Source organism: Candidatus Saccharibacteria bacterium oral taxon 488 (genome assembly GCA_005697215.1).
Classification (GTDB): Bacteria; Patescibacteriota; Saccharimonadia; order Saccharimonadales; family Saccharimonadaceae; genus Nanosynbacter.
In genome coordinates this window covers 748118-760683 of sequence record CP040003.1, presented here as the reverse complement: position 1 = coordinate 760683, position 12566 = coordinate 748118, and the positions used below count along the sequence as shown (strand labels likewise).

Sequence of the window (12566 nt, the reverse complement as noted above, 5' to 3'; positions counted from 1 at the left end):
CGAAGATTACAATGATTTCAAGAAGAATGGCTGAAAGCTTGACTCGGCAATATTGATTGACCTTACAGTATACTTTATTACAATAAGTAGCTAACGAGATAGAAAGGCTTGCGTATTGGGTAGAATTATGGCAAGAGTGTCTCGCAGTAACAATATATCACCAGCTAACTTTGAGTTTTTGGTTTCTGAGGCTGTCAAAGCGCCATCAGGCCACAATACTCAGCCGTGGCGCTTTCGTCAGAGCGAGTCGGCAGTAGAAATTCACCCTGATTTCGACAGAAGATTGCCGGTGGTCGATCCTCACGATAGAGAGTTGTTTGTGAGCTGTGGCTGTGCGACAGAGATGAGGGAATTACCCAGACGCGCTAAAGAAGTTACAATCTGTCCGTAGTGAAAAGGGTATCTCGGTTCATTATTACGCGCGCCAAACTAAACAGTTTAATGATATTGAACAATACGTTCTTCAGGGGAATACGCATCAAATGCAAAATGAGGCGTTTAAGGTTGAATTGAAAAGCTGGATGCGATTTAATAAGAAGCATCAAGATCAAACACTTGATGGGCTGAGTTACGCCGTGTTTGGCGCGCCTAATGTGCCGCGCTGGATGGCTGAGCCAATCATGTCGATGGCTATCAATGCTAAGGCGCAGAATAAGGCCGATCGCGAAAAGATAGCATCGGCTTCTCATCTGGTTCTTTTTACGACGAGAGAAAATAGTCGGCGCGAATGGGTGAGTTTGGGTCGGACGCTGCAGAGATTTTTGTTGACTACTACGGAACTTGGGATTGTGCACGCCTATCTAAATCAGCCAAACGAAGAAGTGGAAATTGCCTTAGAAATGACGAGGACGCTGGGTTTGGCCGGAGAGTGTCCAACTATTTTGCTACGCATCGGTTATGGCAGGCAGCAGGCTTATTCTAAGCGTCGAGCCGTTAAAGACGTTATTGAGCACTAGACCGTCGTGAATTATAGATATTGTTGTGTTTGATTGACGACGATATAAGTGGAGTGCATCATTCTTCGCCAGGAGGGTGGTATAATTGACTATATGTCAAATATCACTGTCCAACTCCTGCCTGGCTACAAAGAAGTCAAACCCTTCGTCTATGCGGGCTTCTTTCCGGTGAGCAATGAAGATTATAATGACCTGAAAGATGCCATCGAAAAGTTGAGCCTCAGCGATTCGGCACTGCAGTTTGAGCCGGAGAATTCGCCAGTGCTGGGCTATGGTGTGCGAATCGGCTTTTTGGGGCTGCTACATATGGATATCATTCGCGAGCGGTTGGAGCGCGAGTATAATCTGGACCTCATCGTCACCAATCCGAGCACGGATTATCAAGTTAGTCTCACCAACGGCGAGGAGTTGGATATCAAATCAGCCAGCGAATTGCCCGATCCAGCACAGATCACGGAGGTTCGCGAGCCGTGGATTGACGGCGAAATTGTGGTGCCGCAAGATTATATCGGTGCGGTGATTCAGCTGATTGTCGCCAAGCGCGGCCGGCAAAAAAACCTCAGCTACATCGATGAGCGCGCCCTCATTTCCTTTACGGCACCGCTGGCAAATCTGCTGACGGATTTTTATGATCAATTGAAGTCGGTAACTAGCGGCTACGGTTCGTTTAATTATGAGCTAGCGGGGTACCAGCCGGAAGATTTGGTGCGGGTGGATTTTTATGTGGCGGGCGAAATGGTTGATGCGCTGAGCGTGATGTGCCACCGCTCAGAGGCGCCAGGTTTGGGTCGGGAGATCGTCAAAAAACTCAAAGACGTGGTGCCACGCCAGAGCTTTGAGGTGGCGCTGCAGGCGGCGATTGGTGGCAGGTTCATTGCCCGCGAGAATATTGGAGCTTATCGCAAGGACGTTACCGGCTATCTGTACGGCGGTGACGTCAGTCGTAAGAAGAAGCTCCTCGCCAAACAAGCCCGCGGTAAAAAGCGCATGAAACGCTTCGGCAAGGTTGACATTCCGAGTGAAGCGTTTATGGTGATGTTAAAGAGAGATTAAAATAGTCCGCAAACGTCGGACTATTTATTATTGCATGCTGCGGTCTATATAATTAATTAGAACCCAGTAATTTCTTTGAACCGTACTGTCTCGATATTTTGACCAGAACACATTGCTTCAAACTTCCACTTGCCATTGGCATCAACAGTATTAGCATTAGCAAGGCAATCTCCGACATTAGCGCCACTAGCATCAAGTCCTGAAAAAGTAATTTGAATATAGCCATTAATTGCCTGGTTAGAATTATTTGAAACCGTGCCGACAACCTTTGTGAGATATTGATTGCTTTTATCAATTTTCCAGCCGTCATCCAGTGTCAAGCGTGCTTTGTTTTCACTGGTTTTTTGCTCCGGTTGTGATTGGCTTGTCGAGTTATTGGTTGATTTGGTCGTTTCATTGGCTTGATTCTTTGTGCCGTTCATGCCAGCGCCAATTGCGCCTATGATGACAACAGCCAATACCCAAAACCAAACCTTTTTGTAAATTGGCTTTTTCTCTTTTGTATTCATAATCCCTCCTTTAGGAATGCTGCCCAACAAAAAGGACAGCCGTTAAATTGGCTGTCTACACCTAGAACGTAAATTCACACGTCCGATAACGGCTGCCCATTATGCGTGTGAATCAACTCCCGATTGGACATGTTCTAGATGTAGACGTCTTTATTGTACTACAAAAGTGCTATAATTGGTGAAGTAATTTATGAAATTAAATAGCAAACCAATCATCTACATCGATATGGATGGCGTGCTGGTTGATTTTGAATCAGCTTTGACGAAGATTCCGCCCGAGATGCTTGAGAAGTTTGCGGGTGAGTATGACAATATTCCGGGTGTTTTTGCATTGATGGATCCGATGCCGGGCGCCCTTGAGGCAGTGGATGCTTTGAAAGAAAAGTATGATTTATACATCCTGTCGTCATCGCCATGGGAAAATCCGACGGCGTTGGGCGACAAACTGGCGTGGGTGAAGAAGTATTTTGGCGGCGATGGCCAGGAAAATATTTTCTATCGTAAGGTTATCTTTTCGTCGGTCAAACAGTTGAGCCGCGGCGATATTTTGATCGATGATCGGACGGCCAGGGGTGCTGCTGAGTTTGTTGGCTGGCACATTCATTTCGGTACTCCGCAGTTTCCTGATTGGCAATCAGTGCTGGACGAGTTGCTCTAGTGGCTGAGCGGTTGGCTGCTTGAAATCACTGAGCATAACCAGTATAATGGTGACAGAATCAATCAGAGGAAGGAGAGTCATATCGACCAGCTGACCGTAATCATTTTCGGTATCGACATCTCCCAGGGGATGAGGTGGCGCTGATGAAGTTGACAAAGCTATTCAAAAAAGCTCGGCTCGGTAAACGCCGTAAGGGTGAGGTATCAGATGTTGATACGGGAGCCCCAGTGCCGCGTCAGCGTCCAGTGGCTGCATCAGTACCCGCCGCATCTCCCACATCACCCGCGCCACGTTCTCCTCACTCCGCTCCGGCTCGGCGTCATAGTATTCAGCGGCAAACTGTAGCCGCGCAGCCGGCTCGTCCTTCGGCTGCGTCTCGCGTTGTGCCGCCGCAACCTTCTACTCATTTACCTCGCTCGCGTTCTGCCGCTCCTCAAAAGACTCCCGTTCCCAATCCGCCGGCTAAACCTTACCCTAAAAAGCCGGCAGTCTTTCATGACATTATGCCGCCGCGTGGCGTCCAGCGCTCGCGAAGCGCATCATTTACCAAGCCATCCGTCAAGCCCCAGCCGCCAAAGCACGCCCTCTCACCGTCACGCGCTTCATTGATCAAGCCCACTGCTTCGGCGCCGGCCCCGGCCAAGCGCCCGCTCAACAAACTTTCTTCCGTCAAGGCTCAGCCAGTCAAGCCGCTCTCATCACATCCGCCGCACCCGCCGCTAACAAAACCGCCGCTTTCATCTCAGCCTTCGAGCCCGACTCGTCCGCTCAATCCTGCAGCGGCCGCACCTCGTGCTGATGCACCACGCACCGACACGCAATTGACTATCAAGCGCCCACTATCCCAGCCGCACCAACTGCCGACCCAGCCAAAATTACCGCCACAGCCAAAGGAGTTGACCCACCCGCAAGCCACCGCTCATTCCCGTGCTCACATCGCTGTGCCGTCTCGCCGCCCTCAGCTAACGCATCGTCCGCCGCATATTCGGGCGATGGACATGGTGCATAGATAAGAAGTCGCAGCTGCCCCCGGAAGCTTAGTCAATAATCTGGTATAATACTCATATGTCAGATCTTGAACGTGTCATTAGGGAGTACCAGCCGATCGAAGCGGCCATCGCGCTAGTACGAGATACTAAAATTGCACTGCTAACCGGTATTTCCGGCGCGGGCAAGGATACGATTAAAAGGCGGTTATTGCGATCGCCGTCATTTCGTGATATCGTGTCGCACACCACGCGGGAGCCGCGGGCAAATAACGGTCAGCCAGAGCGCGACGGCGTTGATTATCATTTTATTGATCAAGCAACCGCACTGACCATGCTCAAAAATCATCAGTTCATTGAGGCCAAGTTCGTCCACGGCAAGGTGTATGGCACCTCGACAGCCGAGCTGCAGTTGGCGCACGATCATCAGCAGACGGCGATCACCGACATTGACGTACAGGGCGTGGCTGAGTATGAGCAATTGGCACCGGGCTGTATCGCTATCTTTATCGTGCCGCCGGATTATCCGACATGGCTGGAGCGATTAAAGCAGCGGTACGCGACGGAAGCAGAATTTCAAACGGCCTGGCCGAAGCGCCGCCAGTCGGCCATCGCCGAGCTCAGTCACGCGCTGGAAGTACCGTATTACCACGTGATTATCAATGATGATTTGACTCGAGCGGTGCGGGTTTGCGGCGAAATTATTGAGCGCGGTGACGTATTCAACCGGCGCGATGATGAGGCGCGGTTGATAGCACGGGACCTTCTTGATTATTTGATGGGTGAGGACGCAGTCTAGATGGCGACGAAGAAGTCGTCGTTTTCGCTGAGACGGCCGTTTTGGTCATTGTCGGGGTTGCTTGACCAGATATTTTTCTTATTAGCCGGTGCGGCGTCGTTCTGGCTGGCGTGGCTCGTGTGGCGCGAGGGTTGGCATTCGGGCGGCTGGTGGATGGTCGGGCTGTTTGTGGTGGTGTGGCTGATTACGGCTTACCTGGCACTGCCGCGGCTGCATCGTATCCTGAGTAGTCTATACGTACCGAATTATTTCATCGGGCGGACACGGACGGCGGACGGGCTGCTGGGTGATCCAGTTAATCTAGCCTTACGCGGCTCGGAGGCACAGGTCCATCAAGCGATGACCGCGGCTGGCTGGACGTTAGCGGAGGAAATAACCGTGCGTTCATCGTGGCGGATGATGCTGGCGACACTGACGCGACGTAGCTATCCGCAGGCGCCGGTCTCATCACTGTTTTTATTTGGTCGGCGGCAGGACTTTACCTACCAGCAGGAGGTTGACGGCAATCCCGGCAAGCGCCATCACGTGCGCTTCTGGCGTTGCCCGCAAGGCTGGCTGCTGCCGGGTGGTCATCAGGTGGACTGGCTGGCGGCGGGCACGTACGACAGAAGCGTCGGTTTTAGTCTGTTCACCTTGCAAATCACTCATAAGATTGATGAGAATACTGACATCGAGCGGGATTATATCGTCCAGTCAGCGCTCAAGGCGCGAGCCTCAATTGAGGTGACTACCCTGAAAGATTTTTCCACCGGGTATCATTCGCGCAACGGCGGTGGCGACACCATTCAGACCGATGGCGATCTGCCAGTGCTTGAGGTCGGGCGAGTGCGCGCCAACCAGTCCTTGATAGAGGAGCGCGACGAGGTGATTCTCGATGCTACTTCGCACGAGGTAATGCCGGTGGCGCACGATACATTGATACAGCAATTTTGGAGTCGGCGACCGCCACAGATTGCGTTTGGCGTGGTGGCAATGTTTGCGGCGCTGGCGGTCAGTATCATCAATACCGTTGTTGAATTACTTGCGATTGACCAATTTCATAGCCAGACGGTGGCTGAACTGATGGTGGATGGTCAGGTGAATGACGCGGCGGTGATTGCTAATTGGCTGATTGGTTCGTCGATTATCATTGGCGTGGTGTGGGTGATCACGACCATCGTGCTGGTGAGCCGGACATTTAGCGGTAGTAATCGATTGCGGCTGGTATTGATGATGATATCCGGGCTGGCAGTTATCGCTAATTCACTCACCTTGACCATCGGCAAGATAACTTGGTCGACAGCCAGTACGCTGCTGTTCATCGGGCTGAATATTGTAGCGGTACTGATGTTTTCATCAGACGCCGCCCGGCGATTTACGCGAGCGCGTAGCCAGGCCAGGCGCGCGGCAAGGTCGCATTAGCACTCGCTTGCGATGAGTGCCAGATTCATGCTACAATGAGCCTATGACCGAACGTCAACAGGCGATTTTAGCTACCATTATTGAGCAATACGCCGAGATTGCGGCGCCAGTTGGCAGCGTGACGCTAGCCAAGTTGTTTGGCGTGTCCAGCGCCACCATTCGCAGCGAAATGGCCAAGCTCGAGGAGATGGGTTTTATTGAAGCGCCGCACACCAGCGCTGGGCGAATTCCTACCGACAAGGGCTATCGATTGTACGTCAATGGCATCACCAACGCCCAGATGACCGAGCTGCCGAGCGGCATTGATCGCAGTGCGAGAGCGATCGAAGCGCATGTTAATTCGCACGTTGACAAGTCTGACCGAGCGATTCGCAGTGCGGTTGATAGTCTGGTGGAGTTGACGGGTAATTTCGGCTTTGCCTCGTTTGGTGATCATCTGTATATGAATGGTATGACGCAGCTGTTTAGTCAGCCGGAATTTATCGAGGGTGGACACGTGCAAGCGATTGCCAGGTTGATTGATAACATCGAGCCTTGGCTACGTGAAGCGGCACCGAATGAGCCGTTGAATGTGTTTATCGGCAGTGAGAATCCGATTGGTAAAAGTTCTGGAGCAACGTTGATTATTAGTAGGTTTTGTTCAAAGTTTAGTAATGATAGTTACATCGGCGTGATCGGCCCGACTCGGCAGAATTACCGTCGAACGATGGAGCTGGTTAGGCGAACGGGTGCGATGTTGGAGGAGGTATTGTAATGGCTGAATGGATTGGCGGACTACTGAGCGGCTTGCCAACGTGGTTAGTGGTGATTATTTTGATTATTATTTTCATGGCTATGATCGCGTTCTTTCCCTGCACATATGGCGACGAGCCGTTTTGGCCGTTTAGAAGGAGGAAAAAATGACGAAGAGTAAGGCTAAAAAAGCTGAAGATTTGGAGCAGCAGTTGGGCGAGTTGACGTTGGATTTGCAGCGGACGCGGGCCGATTTTGAGAATTATCGCAAGCGCGTCGAGGCGGAAAAGCAGTCAGCGCATCAAATGGGCCAGGCGAAGTCGGTGATGAAACTGCTGCCAGTGATTGATACGATTGAGCGGGCGACTGCTAATGTGCCGGAGGAGCTAGCGGATAATGCTTGGGTGAAAGGCGTGTCTGGCCTGAATAAACAGCTTGACAAGCAGCTCAAAGAAATTGGCCTCGAGAAAATTAACGCTAAACCTGGCACGCCGTTCAATCCCGAACTTCACCAAGCTATCCAGTTTAATGAAGAAGCCGAGGGCGAAAAAGAAGTTATTGCTGAGGAACTGCGTGCCGGCTACACGCTAGACGGTACAGTGATTCGCGACGCGATGGTTAAGGTGACGCGCCAGCCGTCAGCGCCGGAACAGGCGGAAACCGGACCAAACGCTGCCGCACCAGCGGCATAATTAGCAACTAGTAAAAACCTGAATTAGCACTCTTGACACGGGAGTGCTAATTATTTATACTGAAATAGTTGGCACTCGTGAATAAAGAGTGCTAAAATGAATATAGAATATAAGCAAAAACCAGATGTGATCATAACAAAGAAAGGGGAATCATATGGGTAAAATTATTGGAATTGACCTCGGTACAACCAACAGCGCCTTTGCGTATATGTTAGCGGGCAAGCCAGAAGTTATCGCTAATGCTGAGGGTAACCGCACGACGCCATCAGTGGTGGCGATTAATAAAAAAGGTGAACGCTTGGTCGGACAAGTGGCGCAGCGTCAGCGCGTGACTAATCCAAAGAACACAATTTATGGTGTCAAGCGCTTTATTGGCCGTAAGTTTGATGACAAAGAAGTCCAAAAAGACCGTGGCCTCATGCCGTTTAAGATCGTCAAGAAAGGTGCGGGTGTGGCCGTGGAAATGGGCGGCAAGGAATACACGCCAGAAGAAGTCTCAGCCATGATCCTCAGTAAAATCAAAGCTGATGCTGAGGCATTCTTGGGCGAAAAAGTCACCGAAGCTGTCATCACCGTGCCGGCTTACTTTGACGATTCGCAGCGCCAGGCAACCAAAGACGCTGGTAAAATAGCTGGCTTGGAAGTCAAGCGCATCATCAATGAACCCACGGCTGCTGCCTTGGCGTACGGCCTGGAAAAAGGCAAGAATGACGAGACCATTGTGGTATTTGACCTTGGTGGCGGTACCTTCGACGTTTCCGTCCTGGAACTCGGCGACGGCGTGTTTGAGGTGAAGGCGACGAATGGTGATACCCACCTGGGCGGCGAGGACTTCGACAATGTCATTGTTAACTACTTCTTGGATGATTTTAAGTCTAAAGAAGGCATTGACCTACGCAAAGACAATGCGGCCATGCAGCGCCTCAAGGATGAGGCCGAAAAAGCTAAGAAGGAGCTGTCAACGGTTACTGAATATGAAGTCAATATTCCGTTTATCACCGCCGATGCTGACGGGCCAAAGCACTTTGAGTTGAGCCTGACACGAGCGAAGCTGGAAGACTTGGTGAAAGATCTGTTAGACCGCTTGGATGGTCCAGTCGAAAAGGCACTCAAAGATGCTAAATTATCAAAATCTGACGTCAATGAAATCGTCATGGTTGGCGGTATGACCCGCATGCCAGCAGTGGTTGAGCGGGTAAAGAAGTTGTTTGGTAAAGACCCAATGCAAGGTGTTAACCCAGACGAAGTGGTGGCTGTCGGTGCGGCTATCCAGGGTGGCGTGTTGGCCGGCGATGTCAAGGATGTGCTGCTGCTGGACGTGACGCCATTGAGCCTTGGTATTGAGACGATGGGCGGCGTATCGACCAAGCTGATCGAGCGTAACACCACAGTGCCAACCAGTAAGTCAGAAGTATTCTCGACCGCCGCTGACAATCAGCCGCAAGTGGAGATTCACGTCTTGCAGGGTGAGCGCGAATTTGCCAATGACAACAAGAGCTTGGGCCGCTTTGTGCTTGACGGTATCGCGCCAGCACCGCGCGGCGTGCCGCAGATTGAAGTGACGTTTAATATCGACGCTAATGGTATTCTTAACGTTACTGCCAAGGACAAAGGCACTGGCAAAGAGCAATCGATTACCATCCAAAACTCTGGCAATATGAGCAAGGAAGATATCGAAAAGGCACAAAAAGAAGCCGAGCTGCACGCTGATGAGGACAAGAAAAAACGTGAAACCGTTGACGCTAAAAACCAGCTAGAAAACGCCATCTACCAAGCAAAGAAAATGCCGGATGAGTTCAAAGATAAGATTTCTGACGACGACAAGAAGGCGATTGACGAAGCGGTCAAAGAAGCAGAAAAACACAAAGACGCTGACGACAAAGACGAGCTAGAGGCGGCAGCCAAGGCACTGCAGGATACCATCATGCCAATCGGCGCCAAAATGTACCAGCAAGCCGCTGAGGACAAAAAGGCTGATGAGTCTAAGGACGACAAAAAATCTGACAAGGACGAACCAGTCGAAGGCGAGGTGGTCAACGAGAAATAGCAGAGTCTAATGCAGGCTAATATAATACCCCAAGTCTCCGGGGTATTATATTTTTCGCTGGACGACACAGTTGAGCGGTGGAACTTCGGTAGTTGGCGGCGCGCGATCAACTACGACAAGATCTTGGACAGAGTGAGCGGTAAAAAGTTGATTAATCGCATAGATCATTGCATCTGTATAGCGCTCCTCATCTGGCGGCGGCTGGTAGTTGGGATGGCTAAAGCCAGGTGTTGCCCAACAGGCGCTAACCTGTACATGACGAGTATCTTCATGCAGAAAGGATGGCGCCACGATCATGTCGGCGCAGATTAATGACTGAGTTGAATATGGCTGTTGGAGTGCTTGAGTAGTTAAGGCTGGCCAAAAGTTGCCCTCTTCACTGGGTGTAAGTAGCCATTTCCGTACGTTTGTTTTGTATTGACCATTGGTGATCTTCAAGAGAGTATTATAGGGCAATTCCGTATCATCATAAAAACTGGGCGTGCCAACCATGAAGTCAGCATTGGGTAAATCGCGTGAAAGTTCGCATAGTTGCAAAATCCTTCTACTAATTTCTCGTTGAAACCTTGTCGCTTTCTCAAGTGGTATATCAGTAATGGTTATCAATTCTGGACTAATGACTTGTCCTGAAAATTTACTTGGCAAATTTTCGATATGATTTAGATAATCTTCCCATGTCTGAGCCGATATACCGATTACTGGCTTGTCATCTGAGTTGGTGAAATTAAACAACCCATTCTGGCGATACCAGGTGATTTCAAGATCGGGACGAGGCATTGTGCGGAAGATCATAGTAACTATAAATATAACAATAATGTATAGTATGTCAAATCACAACTATACTAAATACGGACTGGGCTAAAAAAGGTCAGCGTAGAAGGGCCCTATGTCGCTTGAATATCGTCACCATACTCCAACAAATCATTATACGAGCCAACCACTAAATCCGTATCCTTGATACCAAGTTCACGCATGTAGTGTGAGCATTGCTGTTCCAGTTCCTTGGCGTTTCGTTTACCATTGGCATCGATAGCTTCAATTTCGACAAAATTCCCGAGACCCTTAACGGTGTCGATGTGAAACTTGACATTGTCGATGAAGTAAATCTCGCGCTGCTTATCAACAACCGCACGCACACCAAGCGCTGCTGTTAGCACCTCGCCGATGGTCGAGTCCGGCGCGACCGGCGATAGGTTGATAGTCGATTGTTTTGGCCCGTCGGTGTCCGCCCGCTGATAAAAGATAAGGTTATTTTCGATCGGTCCTTGACGTAGCTTCAGGCGCCCCTCGGGTACATCAAAATACATATCAATTTGATGATCCGTCCCCTTAAAGTCCGCGCCGTGCTCACGTAGATATTGGCGCACCGACTCTTGATCGGCGCACCGGGCCTTGATTTCTGAATTGATAATTGCTGTTTGTTTCATAACACCTCCTACATTTTAAGTATACCACGGGCGAGGCTAGCACTCTTGCATGTCGAGTGCTAAAAGCGTATAATGAACACATATGAGTAAGCGCGATTATTATGAAGTGTTAGGTGTGTCGAAAACCGCTTCTGAGGATGAGATTAAGAAGGCTTTTCGTAAGGCAGCGGTGAAGTACCACCCCGACAAAGAGGGTGGCGATGAAGCCAAATTTAAAGAGGTCAACGAGGCATATGAAGTCCTAAAGGACAAGCAAAAGCGCCAGCGCTACGACCAGTTCGGTCATGCTGGTGTCGGCGGCGCAGCAGGCGGTGGCTTTAGCGGTAATCCGTTCGAAGGATTTGGTGGCTTTGGTGGGCAAAACGTGCAGTTCGACTTTGGTGGTGATGGCGGCATGTTCGGCGATATTTTTAGCCAATTTTTCGGTGGTAGCGCGACTGGTTCACGGGGTGGCTCGCGGCGTGGTCGTGATGCTGAAACCAATGTGACGCTAACCTTTGAGGAAGCGGTGTTTGGTGCAGAAAAGAACCTGAACATAACCTTAGACGCTGAGTGTGAGCATTGTCATGGCGATAGCGTCGAGCCGGGCCATAGCTTGAAAACCTGTGAGGACTGTAAGGGCTCTGGTCAACAGACTCGCGTCATGAACTCGATTTTTGGACAAATTCAGCAAGCAGTCACTTGTCCGACCTGTCACGGTCGCGGTAAGATTCCGGAGCAAAACTGTTCAGTCTGTGGCGGTAAGGGTACGACTCGCCAGCGCCAGGAGATTACGGTCAAGATCCCAGCTGGCATTGATGATGGCGCGACGATCCGCCTGCGTGATCGCGGTGAAGCTGCTCAAGGCGGACCGCGCGGCGATCTATACGTTCACATTCGGGTCAAAGCGCATAAGAAGTTCACGCGTGAAGGCGATATCATCCTTTCAGAAGAGCATATCTCGATGGTTGATGCGGCATTGGGAACGGAAATTGACGTGGAAACCGTGGACGGCACGGTGCGGATGAAAATCCCAGCCGGCACCCAGTCGGGGACTGATTTTAAGTTGTCAGGCCACGGCGTGCCACATCTGAGAAATGATGAACGCGGCCCGCACATTGTCGGCGTCATTGTCGATACGCCAACTAAGCTCAGCAAGAAACAGCGAGAACTCCTGGAGCAGTTTGATGGCGCACGGAAGCGGGGGTTGTTTTCGTAGTCTTTGCTATACTGTGAATGTGGCTGGATGTGCTAACTGACATTTTATATTTTTAACGGTATGTTAGATCACAACAGTGGTTTACTTTGTAATCATTATATGATATAA

12 protein-coding genes and 1 pseudogene are annotated in these 12566 nt (G+C 50.4%); 10 read left to right on the top strand and 3 right to left on the bottom strand.

Translation table 11 applies throughout. The features are described from left to right. Positions 1-127 precede the first annotated feature (127 nt). Both FBF24_04050 and FBF24_04045 read left to right on the top strand, forming a co-directional pair. Positions 128-956, top strand: a pseudogene (locus FBF24_04050) (nitroreductase). 93 nt (positions 957-1049) lie between these two features. Continuing rightward, positions 1050-2009: a GTP-binding protein LepA gene (locus FBF24_04045; GenBank protein ID QCT41034.1), complete on the top strand. Its 960-nt coding sequence runs from the start codon at positions 1050-1052 to the stop codon at positions 2007-2009. A 56-nt stretch (positions 2010-2065) separates the two neighbouring features. Here the strand turns inward: FBF24_04045 and FBF24_04040 are convergent, their stop codons facing one another. Beyond that, a complete protein-coding gene (locus tag FBF24_04040; protein ID QCT41177.1) occupies positions 2066-2521 on the bottom strand; it encodes a hypothetical protein in 456 nt (151 codons plus the stop codon). A gap of 187 nt (positions 2522-2708) precedes the next feature. Between FBF24_04040 and FBF24_04035 the strand changes: the two genes are divergently transcribed. The 7 genes from FBF24_04035 (at position 2709) to dnaK (ending at position 9833) form a co-directional block, all read left to right on the top strand. Then, complete coding sequence (locus FBF24_04035; protein ID QCT41033.1) at positions 2709-3176, top strand: hypothetical protein; 468 nt, start codon at positions 2709-2711, stop codon at positions 3174-3176. A gap of 143 nt (positions 3177-3319) precedes the next feature. Then, positions 3320-4189, top strand: coding sequence for a hypothetical protein (locus FBF24_04030; protein QCT41032.1), 870 nt, complete (start codon positions 3320-3322; stop codon positions 4187-4189). A gap of 52 nt (positions 4190-4241) precedes the next feature. Further along, positions 4242-4961, top strand: coding sequence for a hypothetical protein (locus FBF24_04025; GenBank protein ID QCT41031.1), 720 nt, complete (start codon positions 4242-4244; stop codon positions 4959-4961). Beyond that, entirely contained in the window at positions 4962-6362 is a 1401-nt protein-coding gene (locus FBF24_04020; GenBank protein QCT41030.1) for a hypothetical protein, read from the top strand. A gap of 43 nt (positions 6363-6405) precedes the next feature. Then, positions 6406-7116, top strand: a complete 711-nt coding sequence (locus tag FBF24_04015; GenBank protein ID QCT41029.1) for a transcriptional regulator — start codon at positions 6406-6408, stop codon at positions 7114-7116. A 145-nt stretch (positions 7117-7261) separates the two neighbouring features. Further along, a complete protein-coding gene (locus tag FBF24_04010) occupies positions 7262-7786 on the top strand; it encodes a nucleotide exchange factor GrpE (GenBank protein QCT41028.1) in 525 nt (174 codons plus the stop codon). Between the two features lie 154 nt (positions 7787-7940). Then, a complete protein-coding gene (dnaK, locus tag FBF24_04005; protein ID QCT41027.1) occupies positions 7941-9833 on the top strand; it encodes a molecular chaperone DnaK in 1893 nt (630 codons plus the stop codon). Between the two features lie 45 nt (positions 9834-9878). Here dnaK and FBF24_04000 read toward each other — a convergent pair whose 3' ends face one another. Continuing rightward, on the bottom strand, positions 9879-10625 hold the full coding sequence (locus tag FBF24_04000; GenBank protein QCT41026.1) for a hypothetical protein: 747 nt from the start codon (positions 10623-10625) through the stop codon (positions 9879-9881). A 92-nt stretch (positions 10626-10717) separates the two neighbouring features. Next, on the bottom strand, positions 10718-11260 hold the full coding sequence (locus FBF24_03995) for a CYTH domain-containing protein (protein QCT41025.1): 543 nt from the start codon (positions 11258-11260) through the stop codon (positions 10718-10720). An 82-nt stretch (positions 11261-11342) separates the two neighbouring features. Here FBF24_03995 and dnaJ point away from each other — a divergent pair, with 82 nt between their 5' ends. Continuing rightward, the gene (dnaJ, locus tag FBF24_03990; protein ID QCT41024.1) at positions 11343-12458 is read left to right on the top strand and encodes a molecular chaperone DnaJ; all 1116 of its coding nucleotides are present in this window, start codon (positions 11343-11345) and stop codon (positions 12456-12458) included. The last annotated feature ends 108 nt before the right edge of the window (positions 12459-12566 follow it).